Source organism: Erwinia sp. E602 (assembly GCF_018141005.1).
Lineage (GTDB): Bacteria > Pseudomonadota > Gammaproteobacteria > Enterobacterales > Enterobacteriaceae > Erwinia.
Genome location: NZ_CP046582.1, coordinates 1154791 through 1174307, shown reverse-complemented (window position 1 = coordinate 1174307; position 19517 = coordinate 1154791). Strand labels below are relative to the sequence as shown.

Annotated in this window: 19 protein-coding genes, 1 other RNA gene and 2 pseudogenes; 14 read left to right on the top strand and 8 right to left on the bottom strand. The window is 54.0% G+C overall.

All coding sequences use genetic code 11. The features are described from left to right. Position 1: 1 nt before the first annotated feature. Together GKQ23_RS06770 and GKQ23_RS06765 are read left to right on the top strand one after the other, a co-directional pair. Positions 2 to 484 (top strand): cold-shock protein, encoded by a 483-nt coding sequence (locus GKQ23_RS06770; RefSeq protein ID WP_212410105.1) that lies wholly within the window; start codon positions 2 to 4, stop codon positions 482 to 484. A gap of 352 nt (positions 485 to 836) precedes the next feature. After that, positions 837 to 2399, top strand: a complete 1563-nt coding sequence (locus GKQ23_RS06765; RefSeq protein ID WP_212410104.1) for a methyl-accepting chemotaxis protein — start codon at positions 837 to 839, stop codon at positions 2397 to 2399. A 214-nt stretch (positions 2400 to 2613) separates the two neighbouring features. On the opposite strand, the gene grpE is transcribed toward GKQ23_RS06765, so the two are convergent. Then, positions 2614 to 3198 (bottom strand): nucleotide exchange factor GrpE, encoded by a 585-nt coding sequence (gene grpE / locus GKQ23_RS06760; RefSeq protein WP_056238766.1) that lies wholly within the window; start codon positions 3196 to 3198, stop codon positions 2614 to 2616. A gap of 123 nt (positions 3199 to 3321) precedes the next feature. On the opposite strand from grpE, the gene nadK reads away from it, so the two are divergent. From nadK to bamE, 3 genes are all read left to right on the top strand, one after another. Then, positions 3322 to 4200, top strand: a complete 879-nt coding sequence (gene nadK / locus GKQ23_RS06755; protein WP_056238763.1) for an NAD(+) kinase — start codon at positions 3322 to 3324, stop codon at positions 4198 to 4200. Positions 4201 to 4286: 86 nt separating this feature from the next. After that, on the top strand, positions 4287 to 5948 hold the full coding sequence (gene recN, locus GKQ23_RS06750) for a DNA repair protein RecN (protein ID WP_212410103.1): 1662 nt from the start codon (positions 4287 to 4289) through the stop codon (positions 5946 to 5948). A gap of 182 nt (positions 5949 to 6130) precedes the next feature. Next, complete coding sequence (gene bamE, locus GKQ23_RS06745) at positions 6131 to 6478, top strand: outer membrane protein assembly factor BamE (RefSeq protein WP_056238758.1); 348 nt, start codon at positions 6131 to 6133, stop codon at positions 6476 to 6478. A gap of 58 nt (positions 6479 to 6536) precedes the next feature. On the opposite strand, the gene GKQ23_RS06740 is transcribed toward bamE, so the two are convergent. Both GKQ23_RS06740 and GKQ23_RS06735 read right to left on the bottom strand, forming a co-directional pair. Beyond that, positions 6537 to 6824, bottom strand: coding sequence for an RnfH family protein (locus GKQ23_RS06740; RefSeq protein ID WP_056238755.1), 288 nt, complete (start codon positions 6822 to 6824; stop codon positions 6537 to 6539). Next, on the bottom strand, positions 6817 to 7251 hold the full coding sequence (locus GKQ23_RS06735) for a type II toxin-antitoxin system RatA family toxin (RefSeq protein ID WP_056238750.1): 435 nt from the start codon (positions 7249 to 7251) through the stop codon (positions 6817 to 6819). The genes GKQ23_RS06740 and GKQ23_RS06735 overlap by 8 nt, the downstream gene beginning before the upstream one ends. 161 nt (positions 7252 to 7412) lie before the next feature. Between GKQ23_RS06735 and smpB the strand changes: the two genes are divergently transcribed. The 4 genes and pseudogenes from smpB to GKQ23_RS06715 all read left to right on the top strand — a co-directional run bounded on the left by smpB (position 7413) and on the right by GKQ23_RS06715 (position 9320). Beyond that, complete coding sequence (smpB, locus tag GKQ23_RS06730; protein ID WP_056238748.1) at positions 7413 to 7895, top strand: SsrA-binding protein SmpB; 483 nt, start codon at positions 7413 to 7415, stop codon at positions 7893 to 7895. Between the two features lie 49 nt (positions 7896 to 7944). Beyond that, positions 7945 to 8307, top strand: a transfer-messenger RNA (tmRNA) gene (gene ssrA, locus GKQ23_RS06725). A gap of 210 nt (positions 8308 to 8517) precedes the next feature. Then, positions 8518 to 8827 (top strand): annotated as a pseudogene (locus GKQ23_RS06720) (DNA primase); the annotation flags it as partial. Between the two features lie 142 nt (positions 8828 to 8969). Then, positions 8970 to 9320, top strand: a complete 351-nt coding sequence (locus tag GKQ23_RS06715) for a hypothetical protein (protein WP_212410102.1) — start codon at positions 8970 to 8972, stop codon at positions 9318 to 9320. Between the two features lie 37 nt (positions 9321 to 9357). Here the strand turns inward: GKQ23_RS06715 and GKQ23_RS06710 are convergent, their stop codons facing one another. Beyond that, a complete protein-coding gene (locus GKQ23_RS06710) occupies positions 9358 to 9963 on the bottom strand; it encodes a lipid II-degrading bacteriocin (RefSeq protein WP_212410101.1) in 606 nt (201 codons plus the stop codon). A gap of 380 nt (positions 9964 to 10343) precedes the next feature. Between GKQ23_RS06710 and GKQ23_RS06705 the strand changes: the two genes are divergently transcribed. The 5 genes and pseudogenes from GKQ23_RS06705 to GKQ23_RS06685 all read left to right on the top strand — a co-directional run bounded on the left by GKQ23_RS06705 (position 10344) and on the right by GKQ23_RS06685 (position 13544). Beyond that, positions 10344 to 10481, top strand: coding sequence for a hypothetical protein (locus GKQ23_RS06705; protein ID WP_212410100.1), 138 nt, complete (start codon positions 10344 to 10346; stop codon positions 10479 to 10481). 233 nt (positions 10482 to 10714) lie between these two features. Then, positions 10715 to 11168, top strand: a pseudogene (locus tag GKQ23_RS06700) (STM2901 family protein). After that, positions 11162 to 11488 carry a DUF1493 family protein gene (locus GKQ23_RS06695; RefSeq protein ID WP_212410099.1) on the top strand — a complete coding sequence of 109 codons (327 nt, stop codon included), beginning with the start codon at positions 11162 to 11164 and terminating at the stop codon, positions 11486 to 11488. Before GKQ23_RS06700 ends, GKQ23_RS06695 begins: the two are co-directional and overlap by 7 nt. Positions 11489 to 11508: 20 nt before the next feature. Further along, entirely contained in the window at positions 11509 to 11994 is a 486-nt protein-coding gene (locus GKQ23_RS06690) for a type VI secretion system tube protein TssD (protein ID WP_212410098.1), read from the top strand. Between the two features lie 695 nt (positions 11995 to 12689). Beyond that, the gene (locus GKQ23_RS06685; protein ID WP_212410097.1) at positions 12690 to 13544 is read left to right on the top strand and encodes a PA4780 family RIO1-like protein kinase; all 855 of its coding nucleotides are present in this window, start codon (positions 12690 to 12692) and stop codon (positions 13542 to 13544) included. 65 nt (positions 13545 to 13609) lie between these two features. On the opposite strand, the gene GKQ23_RS06680 is transcribed toward GKQ23_RS06685, so the two are convergent. From GKQ23_RS06680 to GKQ23_RS06665, 4 genes are all read right to left on the bottom strand, one after another. Beyond that, positions 13610 to 15316, bottom strand: coding sequence for a LeoA/HP0731 family dynamin-like GTPase (locus tag GKQ23_RS06680; RefSeq protein WP_212410096.1), 1707 nt, complete (start codon positions 15314 to 15316; stop codon positions 13610 to 13612). A gap of 2 nt (positions 15317 to 15318) precedes the next feature. After that, on the bottom strand, positions 15319 to 17517 hold the full coding sequence (locus tag GKQ23_RS06675) for a hypothetical protein (protein ID WP_212410095.1): 2199 nt from the start codon (positions 17515 to 17517) through the stop codon (positions 15319 to 15321). Positions 17518 to 17766: 249 nt separating this feature from the next. Then, positions 17767 to 18519: an aspartyl/asparaginyl beta-hydroxylase domain-containing protein gene (locus GKQ23_RS06670; protein WP_212410094.1), complete on the bottom strand. Its 753-nt coding sequence runs from the start codon at positions 18517 to 18519 to the stop codon at positions 17767 to 17769. Positions 18520 to 18561: 42 nt separating this feature from the next. Further along, positions 18562 to 19266, bottom strand: a complete 705-nt coding sequence (locus GKQ23_RS06665; protein ID WP_212410093.1) for a thymidylate kinase — start codon at positions 19264 to 19266, stop codon at positions 18562 to 18564. Positions 19267 to 19517 lie beyond the last annotated feature (251 nt).

Below are 19517 nucleotides of genomic sequence, written 5' to 3'. Positions count from 1 at the left end.
AATGGCGATGAACGGAACGATCACAACCTGGTTTAAAGATAAAGGTTTTGGCTTTATCAAAGATGAAAACGGCGATAATCGTTATTTTCATGTGATCAAGGTCGCCAACCCGGAGCTGATCAAGAAAGATGCGGCGGTGACTTTTGAGCCTACCACCAACAACAAAGGCTTATCTGCCTTTGCGGTGAAGGTGGCGGCAGAAGGTAAGTACATCTACATTGCCGGCGAGCGCCTGAAGCTCACCTCGATCAAGTCTTATCTGGTCTACAGCGAAGAGGTGCCGGCCGATCCGCGCATCGATAAAGAGAACACCGTGCTGTCGGTGGGTCTGCTGATGAGCAATATCCGGCCAAAAGCCGAAGCCGCTGCCGAAGAGATGCGCACGCTCAAAAAGCTGGCAATCACCACCTTCCAGGGCACCACGCTGATCTTCTCGCAGGATGAGATTGACGTGGATGCCACGGTAAAAATGCTCAAGATCTGATTTCGCCGATCCGACGCAGTACCGGCCTGCTGCACCAACCTTTGCAGCAGGCCAGCCGCGTACATCGTGTCGCTGCGGATGCCCCACCCCCTGTACTATTGCTCACAGTTTCCTGTTCCCTGTTCCCTGTTCCCCGTTCCCTGTTCCCTGCCCCCTGTTCCCCGTTCCCCGTTCCCCGTTCCCTTATTGCATGCTCCACGCTCGCCGTTTAAACCACCATTTACATTTCCTCACCTAAAAACGTGAGATTGCTCACTGACGCATATCAAGTTTTCCTTATGGGTGCCGATGCATTCTGCAAGAGAAGCCACCCGATGCTTCCTGTTAAGTCCAACCTTAGGGAAAACCTGCAATGTCATTCGTTAAAAATATGCGCGTCGGCGCGCGGCTCGGTGCTGCGTTCGGCCTGGTCATCCTGCTGCTAATCATCGTCAGCGCCACCGCGGTGAATAAAATCAACCATATCAATCAGACCATCGACAGCATCGTCAACGATCGCTACGCCAAAGTGCGGCTGGCGTTTGAGGTACGCGACGGGGTGAACGATCAGATTAAATTCCTGCGCGGGCTGGTGCTGGATACCGGCAACGAGGCGGGCAATAACAAGCGTTTTGCACAGATGGAACAGTCCATCGCACGAACTAACGCGGCGATCGATCGCATCGCGACGCTGCAGACCTCCGTGGTCGGCAAAAAGAAAATTCAGGCGGTGAAGGACGCGGCAGCGTCATATGATATCGCGCGCGACCAGCTTGCGGTGCTGGTACGCAGCGGCGATGTGGCGGCGGCGAAAGAGTTTGTGCTGCGCAGCATCACCACCTCGCAGAACGCCTTCCTGGATGTGGTGGTCAGCTTTGCCGACTCCCAGTCGCAGCAGCTGCAGCAGGAGGGAAAAACCGCGGTGGCCGACGCCGGTACCGCGATTAAGGTAACGCTGTTCTTCTCGGCGATGGCGATTATCGCCGCCGTGCTGCTGGGCGTGTTCCTGACACGTTCGATCGTACGCCCGCTGCGAGAAGCGGTGACGGTGGCGGAGAACGTCGCCGCCGGCGATCTGCGCACCACCATTACCGTGCACTCGGCGGATGAAACCGGCCAGCTGATGCAGGCGCTGAAAAATATGAACGCAAACCTGCTGCAGATCGTCAGCGAAGTGCGCTCCGGCACCGACCTGATCGCGACCGCCTCCGGCCAGATCTCCGCCGGCAATCTGGACCTCTCCTCCCGCACCGAGCAGCAGGCCAGCTCGCTGGAAGAGACCGCCTCAGCGATGGAGCAGATGACCGCCACGGTCAGGCTCAACGCCGACAACGCCCGCCAGGCTAACACGCTGGCGGCGCAGGCCTCTCAGGTCGCCACCGCCAGCGGCGACGCCGTGCGTCAGGTGGTCAGCACCATGGAGATGATTAACGGCTCGTCGCGCAAGATCGTCGATATCATCAGCGTGATTGACGGCATCGCCTTCCAGACCAATATCCTCGCGCTGAACGCGGCGGTGGAAGCGGCGCGCGCCGGCGAACAGGGCCGCGGCTTTGCCGTGGTGGCCTCAGAAGTGCGTAGCCTGGCGCAGCGCTCGGCCTCGGCGGCGAAAGAGATTGCGCAGCTGATCGAAGATTCGGTGGCGAAAGTGGATCAGGGTGGCCGCCAGGTGGCGACCGCCGGCTCAACCATGGATGAGGTGCTGGCCAGCGTTAACAACGTCACGGCGATTATGGCGGAGATCTCCAGCGCCAGCGCCGAGCAAAGCAGCGGCATTGATGAGATCAATAAGGCGATCGTGCAGATGGATCAGGTCACCCAGCAGAATGCGGCGCTGGTCAATGAGTCCGCGGCGGCGGCACACTCGATGCAGGAGCAGGCGGCACAGCTGTCGCAGGCGATCCGCGTGTTTAAGGTGGAAGCAGCGCACGGCTGAGGTTAGCCGGAGCAGAGCACAACCGTTGAGTTGGGCATCAGCCCTGTCACTCGGGTGTTATCCACCTTGACGGCTGGACATCAGTCCGTCGCACATGGATATCGCCAATCGTCGGTCAGGACGTTAGCCCATCGTACCAGGGATTTATCAACCGGGCTGGCCGTACGGCCAACCCGGGATCGTCCCTCCCGCCGGGCGGCGGGAGGGGGCGTCATCAGGCCTTGGCCTTCGAGACCGCCACCATGGCCGGGCGCAGCAGGCGACCGTTCAGGGTATAGCCACGCTGCATCACCATCAGCACGTGGTTCGGGGCAACCTCTTCCGATTCCATCATCGACATCGCCTGGTGAACGTCCGGGTTAAACGGCACGTGCACGTCACCGACCACTTCCACGCCAAACTTGCGCACCGCGCCCAGCAGCGACTTCATGGTCAGGTCGATACCTTCGATCATTGAAGCCAGCTCAGGATTGGTCTTATCGGCCACTTCCAGCGCGCGCTCGAGGCTGTCGATCACCGGCAGCAGTTCGTTCGCGAACTTCTCCAGCGCGAACTTGTGGGCTTTCTCCACGTCCTGCTCGGTGCGGCGGCGGATGTTTTCGATCTCGGCCTGGGCACGCAGCTGTGCTTCACGCACGCCGCCCTGGGAGATCGCCAGCTGTGCTTCCAGCTCAGCGATACGCTCATCACGCGGATCCACGCCTTCTGCTGCCGTCTCTGCGTCCTGGGTTTGCGCCTGCTCCATCTCGATATCGTCTGAGACTTGCTCGTTTGGTGTGTTCTGTTCTTTACTACTCATGAATTTCTCCGCGTTTGTGCATAATCATGTCGCTGGTTGGCTTATTATGGGGATCAGAATCGCGGTTTCAAGGGAACCAGTTACATTACCGGGGGACTTTTCCTCGTAAGGAACGCCAGCAACATGAATAATCCGTTCAACTGCATCGGGATCGTCGGCCACCCGCGCCACCCTACCGCGCTCACCACCCATGAAATGCTCTGGCGCTGGCTGACCGCGCGCGGCTATCAGGTGATCGTGGAGCAACAGATCGCCCGCGAATTGAAACTGAGCGGCGTTGCCACCGGCACCCTGGCCGAGATCGGCCGCCAGGCGGATCTGGCGGTGGTAGTGGGCGGCGACGGCAATATGCTCGGTGCCGCACGGGTGCTGGCGCGCTACGATATTAAGGTGATCGGCATTAACCGCGGCAACCTCGGCTTCCTGACCGATCTCGACCCCGACAACGCGCAGCAGCAGCTGGCCGACGTGCTGGACGGTGAATACTTCACCGAGAGCCGCTTCCTGCTGGAGGCGCAGGTGTGCCGCCAGCACGGCTCGCCGCGCATCGGCACTGCCATCAACGAAGTGGTACTGCACCCCGGCAAGGTGGCGCATATGATCGAGTTCGAGGTCTACATTGATGAGATCTTTGCGTTTTCCCAGCGCTCGGACGGCCTGATTATCTCCACCCCAACCGGCTCCACCGCTTACTCGCTCTCCGCCGGCGGGCCGATTCTGTCGCCGACGCTGGACGCCATCGCACTGGTGCCGATGTTCCCGCACACGCTTTCGGCGCGCCCGCTGGTGATCAACAGCAGCAGCACCATCCGGCTGCGTTTTTCTCATATGCGCAGCGACCTGGAGATCAGCTGCGACAGCCAGATCGCCCTGCCGATCCAGGAAGGGGAAGACGTACTGATCCGCCGCAGCGACTACCACCTGAACCTGATTCACCCGAAAAACTACAGCTATTTCAATACGCTGAGCTCTAAACTCGGCTGGTCAAAAAAATCATTCTGATTTTTGCATTGTCATCTTTACTGGTTATAAAACCAGTATATACTGTATGAAAAACCATATCTGTTTTTCTATACAGGAAGATGACTATGCTGGCACAACTGACCATCAGTAATTTCGCGATTGTTCGCGAGCTGGAGATCGACTTTCAGCGCGGCATGACGGCGATCACCGGCGAGACCGGCGCGGGTAAATCGATTGCGATTGACGCGCTCGGGCTGTGCCTTGGCGGCCGTGCGGAGGCAGATATGGTGCGCCAGGGGGCAGCGCGGGCCGACATCTGCGCGCGTTTCTCGCTGAAAGATACCCCGACCGCGCAACAGTGGCTGCAGGATAACCACCTTGACGACGGCGGCGAATGCCTGCTGCGCCGGGTGATCGGCACCGACGGCCGCTCGCGCGGCTTTATCAACGGCACCTCGGTGCCGCTCTCCCAGCTGCGCGAGCTGAGCCAGACGCTGATTCAGATCCACGGCCAGCATGCGCACCAGCTGCTGCTGAAGCCCGACCACCAGAAAGCCCTGCTCGACGCCTACGCCGGGGAAACGCTGCTGGTGCAGAATATGGCGCAGCGCTACCGCCAGTGGCACCAGAGCTGCCGCGCCCTCGCCCGCCATCAGCAGCTGGCGCAGGAGCGTGAAGCCCGCCGCGAGCTGCTGCAGTACCAGCTAAAAGAACTTAACGAGTTCGCGCCGGTGAGCGGCGAGTACGAGCAGATTGACGAAGAGTACAAGCGGCTGGCCAACAGCGGCCAGCTGCTGTCAACCAGCCAGCAGGCGCTGATGATGCTGGCCGACGGTGAAGACCTCACCCTGCAACGCCAGCTGTACACCGCACGCCAGCTGATGGAAGAGCTGGTCGAGCTGGATGACCGCCTGAACGGCGTGTACAGCATGCTGGAAGAGGCGGCGATTCAGATTAGCGAAGCCAGCGACGAGCTGCGCCACTATGTTGACCGGCTGGATCTCGACCCGAACCGCCTGCACGAGCTGGAGCAGCGCCTGTCGAAACAGATCAACCTGGCGCGCAAGCACCACGTCACGCCGGAAGAGCTGCCGGTGTTCTACCAGCAGCTGCTGGCGGAACAGCAGGCGCTGGACCAGCAGGAGAGCGACCAGGAGGAGCTGAGCCAGGCGGTGAGCGAACACCACGCCGCGGCGCTGAGCTGCGCCGATGATCTGCACCAGCGCCGCGCGCACTTCGCCGCCGAGCTGAGCGAGCTGATCACCGGAAGCATGCACACCCTGTCGATGCCGCACGGCCGCTTCAGCATCGACCTGCAGTTTAACCCGGAGCAGCTGACCGCCGAGGGCGCGGACCGCATCGACTTCCGCGTCAGCACCAACCCCGGCCAGCCGCTGCAGCCGCTGGCGAAGGTCGCCTCCGGCGGCGAGCTGTCGCGCATCGCGCTGGCGATTCAGGTGATCACCGCCCGTAAGATGGACACGCCGGCGCTGATTTTCGATGAGGTGGACGTAGGAATCAGCGGCCCAACCGCGGCGGTGGTCGGTAAAATGCTGCGCCAGCTCGGCGAGTCGACCCAGGTGATGTGCGTTACCCACCTGCCGCAGGTGGCGGGCTGCGGGCACCAGCACTTCTTCGTCAGCAAACAGACCGACGGCGAGATGACCGAAACGCAGATGCACGCGCTGGATAAACGTGCGCGCCTGCAGGAACTGGCCCGTCTGCTGGGCGGCAGCGAGGTCACGCGCAACACGCTGGCCAACGCCCGCGAGCTGTTAGCCGCCTGACGATGGCACTTTTCTTTCGCTTTGTGGTCATATCGTTGCTTCGCAGAGGTTTTAAACTGCGGAAAGGTTTATTATCATCGCCTGAATGATGACGTGTATATTACGCTGGTATCGTAGTCGTAAACCGATCGCTATCCCTGCCCTGCCGGGATACCCAAAGCCACAAAGGAATAAATATACTTATGCGCTGTAAAACGCTGACTGCTGCGGCGGTGGTTGCTCTGATGCTGACCGCCGGATGTTCCACTCTGGAGCGAGTGGTTTACCGGCCTGATATCAATCAGGGGAACTACCTGGTTGCCACTGACGTTGCCAAGATCCATACCGGGATGAACCAGCAGCAGGTTGCTTACGCCCTGGGTACGCCAATGATGCACGACCCGTTCGGCAGCAACGTCTGGTATTACGTGTTCCGCCAGCAGCCAGGCCATGAGCCGGTGAAGCAGCAGACCCTGACGCTGACCTTTGACAGCAACGGCACGCTGACCAATATCGACAACAAAGCCGCCCTGAGCAAGTCAGAAGGCTGAACCGCCGTCGGTGACGGTCGGCAGACGATAAGAGTTTAAAAGTAAGGCGCCTGGCGCCTTATTTTTTTTCCGCGCGCTCGGCGCGCTGGCGGCGCAGCTCTTTCGGATCGGCCAGCAGCGGCCGGTAGATCTCAATGCGGTCCCCGCTTTGCACTTCGTCCTGCAGCTTTACCGGGCGGCTGAATATCCCCACCTTGTTCTGCTGCAGATCGATGTCGCTGCGCAGGTCCAGCAGACCGGAGGCGATAATCGCCTGCTCTACACTGCTGCCTTCCGCCACCTTCACGCTGTAGAGATACTGCTTCTCCGGCAGCGCGTAGACCACTTCCACAGCAATATCAGGCACTGTAGACCTCTTTCGCTCGCTGGGTAAACGCCTGCACCATGCTGCTGGCCAGCTCTTTAAAGATGCGGCCAAACGCCAGCTCAACCAGCATATTGGTGAACTCAAAGTCGAGGTTCAGCTCAACTTTGCAGGCTTCGTCGCTCAGCGGCGTAAAGCGCCAGCCGCCGCTCAGCTTGCGGAACGGCCCGTCAACCAGCTGCATCTGGATGCTCTGGTTGTCGGTCAGCGTATTGCGGGTAACAAAGGTTTTACTGATGCCGGCTTTGGACACGTCCACCGAAGCGGTCATCTGCTGCGGGCTGGATTCCAGCACCCGGCTGCCGGTACAACCTGGTAAAAACGCCGGGTAGCTGTCCACGTCGTTTACCAGCCGGTACATCTGCTCAGCGCTGAACGGCACCAGTGCGGAGCGACTAATCTGTGACATATTGATTCCTGTCTATACATAGAACACCTAAATAATACCATTGACGACAATCAAACAAAAATTCTCTCCAGCCTGGCATCTGCTAGAATACCCTGTTCCCCCCGCAGGGCAGATGACGGGGGATGCCAAAAACCACCGTTTCATGTACACTAAGTGGCACTATGACAAAGAAAAAAGCACATAAACCCGGTTCCGCGACCATTGCCCAGAACAAGCGCGCCCGCCACGAATACTTCATTGAAGAAGAGTTCGAAGCCGGGCTTTCGCTCCAGGGATGGGAAGTCAAAACGCTCCGCGCCGGTAAGGCCAACATCAGCGACAGCTACATTATGCTGCGCGATGGTGAAGCCTACCTGTTCGGCTCCACCTTCCAGCCGCTGATCGGCGCCTCTACCCACGTAGTGTGTGACCCGACGCGCAGCCGCAAGCTGCTGCTGAAGCAGCGCGAGCTCGACACCATCCTCGGTAAGGTCAACCGCGAAGGTTACACCGTGGTGGCGCTGTCGATGTACTGGAAGAACGCCTGGGCCAAGCTGAAAATCGGCGTGGCGAAGGGTAAAAAAGAGCACGACAAGCGCGATGACATCATCGAACGTGAGTGGAAATTAGACAAAGCACGCATTATGAAGCACGCCAATCGCTAAGCCTCTGGTAAAGCGACAGGTTTTGCTGTTATACTGCTAAACAGTACTTGGGGCTGATTCTGGATTCGACGGGATTTGCGTAGCCCTAGGAGCATGCCGAGGGGCGGTTTGCCTCGTTAAAAGCCGCAAAAAAATAGTCGCAAACGACGAAAACTACGCTTTAGCAGCTTAATACCCTGCTCTGAGCCCTCTCTCCCTAGCTTCCGCTCTTAAGACGGGGATCAAGAGAGGTCAAACCCAAAAGAGATCGTGTGGAAGCCTTGCCTGGGGCTGAAGCACTAAAACTAATCAGGCTAGTCTGTCAGTGGCGTGTCTGTCCGCAGCTGACCGGCGAATGTAAAGACTGACTAAGCATGTAGTGCCGACGGTGTAGTAATTTCGGACGCGGGTTCAACTCCCGCCAGCTCCACCAAATTCTTCGACGGCGATACCAGAATCGTCCGTTCAGAAGTCCTGAAAGCCCGCAAAGTGAAAGCTTTGCGGGCTTTTTTGTGTCTTGTGAAAACCATGATTATCTTTATTATCAGCTGGTTGTAGATTGAAAAGTGATGCCAGCCAGCAAAAAAGCAGTGTAATGAGACAGTAAAGGACACTATCTGGGCCGCCATTAATCTCCGTTTAGCGCGCCAGCGTGGCGGGCTTCTCGCTGAGTATCCTCCCCGACCAAAAGCGATGGCGCGGGCATCAAGGCCATCAGCGGTGGCGGCAAAGTGGCGACAGACCCGAAGTACGACAATGCCTGGTCCACCTCTACCCCCGCGATGATACTGGCGGTGAACAACAACCCGACGCGCTTCAGCGACCGCAGCGGGGGCGTATCCCGCCGCCGGTTTATCCTGCCGTTCCCGGACGCCATACCGGCCAGCGAACGCGACCCGCAGCTGCTGGCGAAGATTGGCGGGGAGCTGGCGGTTATCGTTCGCCACCTTATTTAGTAGATTGATACGGTATTGAAGATGATTAGGGGATAACTACCTCATAGAAACTTCGTAGAGTAACATTTAGATTTTTTTCTTTACATGTAGCTGTAAGTAATTATCATTATTTTTAGAAGACTACCATTTTGGAGTGCAAATGAAAAAAATATTGGGAATTAGTTTACTATCTTTGGCATTTATTGGTGCTGCTAGTTTATACGTTGATTACTCTTTTAGAAATTCCGTGAAAGAGGATGAAGATGCTTGCAAGTTTTTGACCCCTTCTGTCGTAGCTAAATCGGTTGTTGCTAACCTTACTAACAAGAAGAACAGTGCCTTTCCTGGATTCAATTTAAAGAGAGAAGATGTGATAATAGACACCTCACGAGTTTCTATACAAGACACTATGGCTTATGTGCCTTTTACATTGACCAGTAGGCCCGGAGTAAAATACGTTGCAATGCCGAGGTGTGCCGACCTTAATGATGTAGAATACGGTGAGGAATAAAAAAAGGCCAGACCATGTCACATGGCCTTTTCAACTATTACTTCTTTCCTTTCATATGGACTTCACGTTGACCTTTTAGATAAATGTCATAACTGGTTCCATTGGTGGCTCTAAGTATATCTGTTAGTTTCTCACCTAAGCCGCCTCGCGAAGGGTCTTTATTTGCGTCATAAATATCTTTGGTTCCAAACACCACACCATTGTAGGTCCAGTTTCCGCCTTTATCGATTGTCACTGTTCCAGTTGTTTGCAACGATATGCCACCCAACATCAACCACTCCCAACGAGAACTCTTCCTGAAATCATAGCCGAATGAGCCATTTGTTATGTTAAAAGTTCCAATCTGATCTGATTTTAGAATCCGTTCTAATGGCGTCATGGCTGAGCTTGTGAACTCAAAACTTAACTGGTCTAGTTCAACCGACATAGACTCACCATTGCCAAAAATGTAGTGATAAAGCGCAGCCAGGGGGCCAAATGCAGAACCGCTTAGATTAACCTGATCTTCTGGTTTGAAGTTAGTGTTGCCATGTTGGTAGTTTGTCCAAAGCATCTCTGAGGTAAACCGGATTCGACGATCATCTGCATAAGCAGCACGTTGCAACCAATAATGAATGTTCGCAGAATTTTTGTTTTTATCCAAATAGTCCTTTATCCAATCAATAATTCTTATTGTTTACGTGCCATTTTCACATTCCTGTGTCATTTGCATGGCAATATATTGTTCCATATGGCCATTAAGAGGCGGCCCCCCAACGAACGGGGCAGTTGAAGTGGTCGGGATTGGAGGGGCGGTTGCATTGACTACCATTACTGATTCTGACATACACATATCCTTATATTTTAACTAGAATCAACGACAGGCTACTCCTAAATAAGAATCAGGGCAATTGCATGAATGTTTATTGCGCATTTTTTGTCTATAAAACGCACGTTCATGGCTTTTAAAATTCTCCGCTAAACGTACTATTCACTTTCAGAGATCTTCCAGCTTACTGATAACGTTGACCTGAGGTGATCGTCATGCGTAAAGCACGGTTAACTGAGCACCAGAGCATCGCCGCCCTGAAGTCTGTTGAAACCGACCGCAGCCATGCGGTTGCCTTTCACTACATGACTGAAATCTTCAATACTAACCTGCTGTTCGCCGCAATTGACTAACGGGATTAGAAATTACTCAGTACATTTATTATTTAAAAAGGTAATTGCAAAGCTCGGCGAGCGTGTTCATCGTATCAATCCCTGGTCATACAGAGTTCTATACGCATAAACTTCTGCACCATCCTTACCAACTATAAACATATCCCCACCCTTAAAAATCAACAAATCACTTATAGACGCCCCTCAAAACAGTCCATATCCTCCATCTCATATACCCACCAAAGGATTGATAATTGGACACGACAGAAGAGCTAAATGGAACCTATTTCTACGCTGGAAAATCTAATCTCAACGAGGCAGAAGTTCTGTTTTTGATTTTTTGTGAAAACACTGCCAGTCAGTGCGGCAGATTTTGGCGCTGTCGTTTCGCTAATATCCGGCCGAAACAATCTTGGTACTCGTCCCAAACCAGTAGGTGCTACCCTGGGAACATCCTATGCATCGAAAGCAGCCAGGAAAGTGTTTAAAAAAACAAAGTTTCCTTTCGGAATTTCAATGCCAACATGGCTTGGTGGTTACACTCCATGGACGGCAAAGCGAGTCATGGTGCGTAACATCGGAACATTTGTCGGGCGCTCCATTCCCCTGATTGGCATAATTATCCTGGCTGCCGATGTTTCAGCTATCATCTATCGTACAGTTCGAGACTACAACATCATCGCAAGGGGAGGAGATAAAGTATGGTAGATAATGTCGAACATCAGATTTACGAACTGATACGCCCCTATGCAGGCACCTACATTTTCAATATCAGAAAGGTTGAGTTAAATCGCGATACCGACCTCAAATCCGATCTTAGTATCGATGAACTTGAAGCTGAGGATTTAATGAACGATTTCTTCAATAAATTCAATGTCGACAAAGGGAAATTCAACATACAAACATACTTTCCGGACATCCCCTTTTCTCTTAATCCATTCAGAAAGACGGAACCGGTGTCGGTACCTGCATTTACTATCAATATGCTTATAGAGTCAGCTAAAGCAGGAAAGTGGTTGTTTGATTAAATATAATTAAGGAGAGTTATATGGCAGTTCCTGTACATTTATTTTTGACAGACGATGGCGGAGCCGTGATCCGGGGTTCGTGCGATGTAATAGAACGCGAAGGAAGCATTGAGTTAAGGAGCTTATACCACTGCCTGACGATTCCAACCGATCCTGCAACAGGGAGAGTCACGGGCACGCGTCAGCACTCCCCTTTCCAATTTACTAAAGAGCTGGATAGTGCCTCACCCTATCTTTTCAAAGCAGTAGCCACCGGGCAGACTTTAAGATCGGCTGAATTCAGATTTTATCATATTAATGATGCCGGGCAGGAAGTCGAATATTACCGAATTACACTGGAGAACGTTAAAGTGATCTCTGTCAGTCCGGTAATGCACGATACCCGGAATTGTCCGGGTACGGGGCATATGGAAGAAGTTGCCTTGTGTTATGAGAAGATCACACATCTGTACCGAGATGGTAATTTACTGGCTCATGATTCATGGAATGAGCGACCTTCAGCTTAAGAGAGTATTTAAACTCTCTTAAGCCGCCCTTACTGCCATCAGTCAACGGCAGAAGCCTGGCAAGATGAAAATGTGAGGAGACCGATCAGATGGTCAAACTGCTCCGGCGCCGTGCACGTAAGTTGCTCCATCGCCGGTGCGGCGTCGGTGTACAGCCATTATCTGGCTTCGGTCAGGTGGATACTGCACGTGGTGCGCTGCATCATGCTCCTGTTTATCTCTGCCCTGTTAACAGAATGAGATGTGGGCGATCGTGCTGCACTCCGGCGGCCAATGCCGATCGATGCACAGAGACTTTACTTTTCTACGGATAATGAAGATGTTTTAAACCGTCATTATGTTTTCTCTTTTCAATCCGGCCAGCTTATCGAAGATTGCAAACTCAGCGCTACCTCAGGATGATACGTTCCATTCTCCCATTACGCGGGCGACGCTAAACGAAGGTACTATCCTGTCCTGCCTGGCGGCCATCTCAACAACTGTGACATTTTTCACTCTTTACGGCTTCCCCCTTCCCCACACGCCACAACCCCTCGAAATCCTCCCCCCCACCACGCTTTTTTGTCTCTGTTAACTCTGGCATTTCTCTGCCGATCTTCGATAAAATCAGGCCATGAGCAAACTCTGCCAACTTTTTCAGTATCGCCAGCGGTGGTATGGATACGAAAAGCGGCTGAAATAGGGTATAAAGCCGCATGAAAATCCCAAACAGAATCCAGCCCCTGGTTGATGACGGCCTGATAGACGAAGTGCTGCAGCGGCTGAAGAGCGGTAAAGAAGCCGACGTGTACACCGTGCTCTGCAATGGCAACGTGCAGTGTGCCAAGGTGTACAAGGAAGCCACGCAGCGCAGCTTTAAGCAGGCCGTGCAGTACCAGGAGGGGCGTAAGAACCGCAGCTCGCGTAATACCCGAGCGATGCAGAAAGGGTCAAAGTTCGGCCGTAAGCAGCAGGAGGAGTCCTGGCAGATGGCCGAGGTCAACGCGCTGTTCCGCCTGGCGGATGCCGGCGTGCGCGTGCCGCAGCCTTACCTGTGCGTGGACGGCGTGCTGCTGATGGAGCTGGTCACCGACGGTGAAGGTAGCGTGGCCCCACGCCTTGGCGATATCAGCCTGTCGGCAGAGGAAGCCGTGGCGGATTTCGCCACCATGATCCGCAATATTGTCCGCATGCTCTGCGTGGGTATCGTGCACGGGGATCTGTCAGAGTTTAACGTGCTGCAGGATGCGCAGGGGCCGGTGATTATCGACCTGCCGCAGGCCGTGGACGCCGCCGCCAACAACCATGCGAAATCGATGTTCCAGCGCGACGTGAACAACATCACCGCTTACTACGGCCAGTTTGCGCCGCAGCTGCTGAAAACGCGTTATGCGAAAGAGATCTGGCAGCTGTATGAAGACGGCAAGCTAACCCCGGAAGTGCCGCTCACCGGCCTGTTCGTAGAAGAAGAGCACGTGGTGGATATGGACTCGCTGCTGGATGAGATTATCACCGCGGAAGATGAGTATTACGAGCGCCAGCGGGCGATCAGAGATCGTGACGAGGATTAAGGCAGGCAGTACTTTGTTACATGCCCCCTGCGGGGGCATCGAACTCCCGTTGCCCCCGCAGATGCTCAGCCCGCTACCCGGGTAAATTCGGCATCAATCGCTTCTGCCTGCGCTCGCCAGTCGGCGAAGCGTTTCTGACGGCTGACGCTTTCATTTAGCGACAGCTGCAGCAAGTCCAGCTCCTGCTGTAGCTTGATATACTCGGCGAAAAAGGTTGGCACAAATTCGTCAGCATCTAACGTCTCCAATAGCTCCGCACGTTGACCGTTAAAATTCTCCACCATTTTGGTCACTGCTTCCGAAAACATTTTTTCGCGCTTATGCTGCTCCCAGGAGTCCCAGGCTTCCATCGCCAGGCCCAACACGGATAAGGCACCATTCAATCCTTTCGCCAGGTTGACCGCTCCCCACGGTTTGAATTTCAGCATTTTTCCCAAATCCATCCCGACCATTCTCGCTAGGGAGACGACGCCATCGCGGGTGGCAATCACCGTACCGTTGTTGATGACCTTACTTTTCACCACGTAGTCCAACCCCTGCTTGCCAATTGCGGTCAGGTTTCCGTTATAGTGGCTGATGTCAGACTGATAACTCATTTCGAGGCGCTGCAGAGCCTGTGCAACGGTGCGCAAGCGGCGTTCAAACTCATTCTCCAGTCGGGTTGAAATGACAATCCCCTTGTCACCCACTTCGCGTTCAAAAAATTCACCGTACGTTTCCAAGCTTAATCCTTTAGCCTGCAAAATCAGATCGGTGAAGTAGCCCACCACGAACTCCTTCAGTTTGCTGCGAATTTCAGAAATATTCCCCTGCGTTGCCACAATCTCTTTGCGCATACGCTGATAGATAGATTGCAGATCCGCCACTTCCTGAGCGATGCGCTCATCATTCCCGATAGCCACCGGCAACTGGCGGGTCAGGATGTCCCGGATAACGCTTCTTCTGGTCTCTTCCGCCAGAGCCACCACACCACCGCCACGCGTGATTTTTTCACTGGTCGCCTCCTGTAATGCGCTGATATGTGAAAGCGCACGAAACTTATCAGGATGTTCCAGCCAGTGTTCCATACCCATATCAAACGGGTTCGCAGCCACAGCGACAATACTCAGTGCATCACGTTCATTGGGGGTTATAGCGATCAGGTCCTGCAGACGTGTAGCGACATTCTGGCGCTTCACGCTAGCGTTGGCCTGGTAATCATCTTCATCTTCCACATCGGCAACTTCGTCAAAACGACTGAGTACGAACACGGTGCGGTCGAGTAAGTTCAGCGTACGGAACAGCCAGTCCAGATCCGATTTATGACTCTCCTTGATCGGATTAGTGGAGTTCATCACGTACAGCACGAGGTGTGCTTCACTGACGTACTTTTTGGTTATCTCTTTATATTTTTCAATGGATTGAGCATCTTCGTTAAACTGCTCTTTGAAGCCAAATAATCCAGGGGTGTCAATCAGCACGAAATCGGAACCCACATCGTAAACTTTGACCTCATTAGAGGATTCCTGATGGCTAATTTTCATACTGGACTTGTCCAGCTTTTCCATCCAGGCTGCCGCAATTGAGGTTTTTCCTTCAGAAAAACCACCGATCAGCGCAATCTGCAGCTTGCCGTTGGCTGCATTGTCTTTGGCTGCCTGTAGCTTTTGTGTCATTCTGGTGTCTACCTGCACACCAACGGATTCACCCCGCTGCAGGAACTCGCTCAGGCTATTCAGCAGCTCCAGATTTTTTGCCTGCTGCGTTTTAAATATGTCCAGTGTCTTTTCCATGATTACACTCCAGGTGATTCGATACTGAGAGAAAGCTGACGCAGTTTCTGACCGGCGTCTTGCAGAATTTTATTGGTTTGAGCCGCCTGACGAACCGGTTCCTGTAGCATGGTTTTCAACTGATTAACTTTCTCTTCCAGCTCAGGAAAGGCGTTTTCCAGCCCGTCGCTGATCGACGCATTGATCTGGCCCGCCACCTTATTCAGATTTTCATCCGCAGACTGACGCTGCTGGGACATTTTGTAACCAGAGCTGAAGAAACTGCGCACCGCCTTGTAAAAGGCAAAAACCATTCCGGCCAGCGCGGGTCCCAGTACGATCCACCCCACCGGGTTCCATAGCATCAGCGCCCCACCGGCCAGTGTCGCCAGCACGCTGGTCAGTTTGATGCCGCTGTCAATATCGATCTTCACCTCAAACTTGCCGTCAAACTTCTGTTGTTGCAGCTTGGAATAGGTCGCGAGAATATCTTTAGCGTACTGCTGAAATCGGTGGACAATCTCTTCGGTTTCCTCTTTGAACAGATCAAGTTCGCGCTTGAGCAGACCCGGCAGCTCTTTTTCCAACTCCTTATGCTGCCGCGTCAGGCAATTTTCCAGCGAGCTTTTAAACTGGTCGTTACTGATATCATCGTCGATTTCTGCATAAACGCGTTTACGGGCACTGTTTTTGAATTTTTCGACGGCATCTTCACCCTGATTCGCCAGGCGAGACTTAAGCGAAGCCAGTGATATATCCAGCAACTGATGTGCATTCTTCATCTCTTCTTCCAGCTGCTTCGAGAGTTTTCCATAGGTCTCTTTCTGCAGATGCAGGATTTCTGCAGTTGCCTCTTCGAGGGTATTTCGTGCCTTGTTGACGTTTGAGCGCAGAATTTTTTCTTTACTGTTAGCGACCAGTTTCTCCGTCAACAGCGTCATAAAGCCATTTATCCCGGTTTTATCAAGCACCTGCTGCTGGTCGAGGTTCTCTAACAATTTGCTGCGTTTTTTCAGATTGTCTGAGCCTGGTACCAGATGTTCTGCCACGCTCAGAAACGCCGGCATCGCACTCAGGGTCCAGGTATCACAGTAATGATCACCAAGCTGTTCGCGCATTTTTTCATTGAGATCGCCCAGGCTCTCTTCTTCGTCAGCACTCAACAACGCCTGACGATTGAGCTGCATCGGGTTAGTTATACGCTTGTTAAACAGTGTCCAGACTTCTGTTTGGGCATTCAGGTGTGATTTGATCTTTTCCAGCGTGCCGGGATTACCTTCATCCCCTTTTTGCGGTGCTGTGGCCTTACTAGTGACGTAGAAGACCGCATGGGCGGTTTCTACCGCCTGCTGGATTTGTGCCAGCACCTTGCTCTCTTTGCCCTCAATACCGGGCACGTCAAGCAGAGCAAAGCTCTGCTGATTGATTTCAAACGGATAGGCTGTAGTACCGAGGGTAAAATCGGACACGCCGGTGCCGATGATCTCACCATCGGCCAGCCGGGCTAATTCTGCAAATTTTGCCTGCTGTGCCGCCTGCTTTTCCTGCAGCTCCCCATTTTGCGCCTCACAGTTTTCCTGCTCGCCTTCCAGGCCCTGCAATTCAGTGGCTTTCTCGATATTTAGCGCACGCTGCTGCACCAAAAGGTGCTGAAGTTTTTTCTGCTCCGGGGTCTTACGCCATAAATTGAGCATCTTTTGCCAGAGAGAACCAAGCTGTTGCTGTGCCTGAATCAGCGCGCTGAGTGCGTTGATCTGCTGCTGCAACAAGGTTTCACGCTCGCCGTACTGTGTATTGATTGTTTCCATCGCCTGGCTCAGCGCGTTGCTCCGTGCCTGATTCTCATCTAGCTGTCGCTGTAACCGATCGATATCGTTGTCAGTGAGCTGATGCTGATGCTGAAAATCACGGAAGGCTTTCTGGCGCAGCTGCTTACTTTCTTCCTTCAAGAGGATGCGCAGCGTTTCGATTACGGTCGATTTTCCTGCGTTAGTTTCACCATAAAAAGCGATGGTGAATCTCTCCCAATCCGCATTGCGTTTCAGGCTGGCAATATTGTCCTCCAGCAGCTGGTGAAAGGCCTTCAGCTTACTGCGCGCATCTGCATTGGTTTTTTGCAGCTTCTCGTCGGTACTCTCCTCGGTGAGGTTGCTGATGATACGCCCGACTTCCTGAGAAACCCTTTGATACAGCGAATGTGACCGTTCAATCTCAACTGACATATAACATCCTTTTTAGCTCAGCAATTGCCGTGTAGTAAGGGTAAACAAGCTGTACGTTTACCAAACAAACCCGGCAATGGCAGCCAGGCAATTCAGGGTACTGGTTTCAGAAATAACCCTATATGCAAAAGTTTAACCTCAACGGCTGACAGGTTGTGTCAGTCTGAGACCCTCAATGACCCCATAACTAACGGCAAAATGAGCAATTTCTTTAATGGAACGGGCAGTCGATGAATTCTGTAATCATTGTCACCCGTCATTCCGTTCACGGTTCCACTTCGCCAGATTCTTCAGCGGCTGCTTCACGTAGGGGCTGGCGTTGATCAGCGCGAACAGCAGCCTGTTGACCAGCGTGCCCAGCCGGTCCATCGGCCGGTCGATATCCAGAAACAGCACCGCGCGCAGTTCGTCGGTGTCGTTACGCACCTCATGCTCGTAAGAGTCATCAAACAGCAGCACTTTACCCTCCTGCCAGTGCAGGATCCGGTCGTCTACGCGCAGCCAGACCTTGTCGGCCTGTTTCGGTACGATCAGCCCGAGGTGGGCGCGCACCACCGCCCGCGTCGGCCCTTTGTGCGGCACGATATGGTAGTGCGGCTGGAGGATCGAGAACATCGCGGTGCGCATATGCGGGATCGCGGCGATCGCCGCCGCGGTGCGCGGGCACAGCGCGCAGTTGTCATCGATGCGCTTGCCGTAGATCACCATGCCGAAGGTTTTCCAGTTATCGCCCTTAGAGATGCGCTGTTGATCGGGGGAGATCTGATGGAAGGCGGGGATCTGCTGCGGATTCTCCAGCAGGTGTTCGAGTTCGGCGCGGATCGCCGGCCAGGCGGCTTCCAGCGCCGGCACCCAGTCGAAAACGCGGGTATCTATCTGCGGCGTGTCCGGGATCAGCGAGTGGCGCGACTGAAAGCGGCCGCTCCAGCGCAGCACGTGCTTGCCCGCCTTGATCAGCAGGCGTTGATACAGGGGCCGTCCTGGCCGGGGGTCAGCAGACATAGCTGGGTTCCTCAGGGTTAATTGCTGGTTGTTTATGCCGCCTCAGCGTGCGCGGGCCTGATACCCACGCTGCTGCATAAAGTCGGTCACCACGCTTAAGACTTCACTCAGCACCTCGTCCAGCGGCCGATCGGCGTCAATATTCGCCACCTGGCTGCCGCTGAAGGTCAGCCGTGGCGTGATGGCGATTTTTTTCGCCAGCGACGTGCGCCGGTGGTCGGGCTTGCGGTTACAGGCGACGTCGAGCGATACGTTGAGTTTGATCACCAGGTCGGGGCGAGTGCCTGTCATCCAGCGGAAGGCGCTCTTTTCCAGCCCGGCTAAACGGCTGACCAGCCGGCCGGCGGTGGCGTCTGCCGGCAGCAGCAGGCCATCGTAGCCACCCTGAATCTCCATTTGTGGGAACCGGTCCGCCAGAATAATATTTCCCCGGCGGCGCAGCTTAAGCATGCGGCGAAAGCGCAGCAGCCGGCGGAGCACAAAGGCCATGATCACCAGCGTCGTTAACGGGCTGTAGTGCGACCGGCTGACGCTGCTGCGGTTATGGTTAATTTTCTTTTTTAGAAAACGGCCCATCAACGGCAGCCTGACCAGCGCACGTTCCACATTACCCGCCTGTTTGCCCAGATGGACCCGCGTCGCCGGGCCACAGGTATGCAGATAATCCAGCAGACGTTCGCTGACGGTAGATTTTCCTGAGCCATCGCAACCCACGATCGCAATAAGTGGAGGCGTGTCTGATTGCATGAAGCACTCCCTTGTCTTTACATAGCGCATGTATTTAATCCCTGACGCGCTATTCTTTCCGGATAAAATTCATTTCCACCAATAATTTCACGCACCAGAAACCCTGACCAGTTACGATATCCTCACCCCGAAGAGAAATACGCTTAAGCCAGATTAAAATTCAAAAAACCAATTACGCATTGTATATGACTACCTTTCCATACCTTAATCATATCATGCTTAAATAACCACAACTGCTCGCGCACATCGCT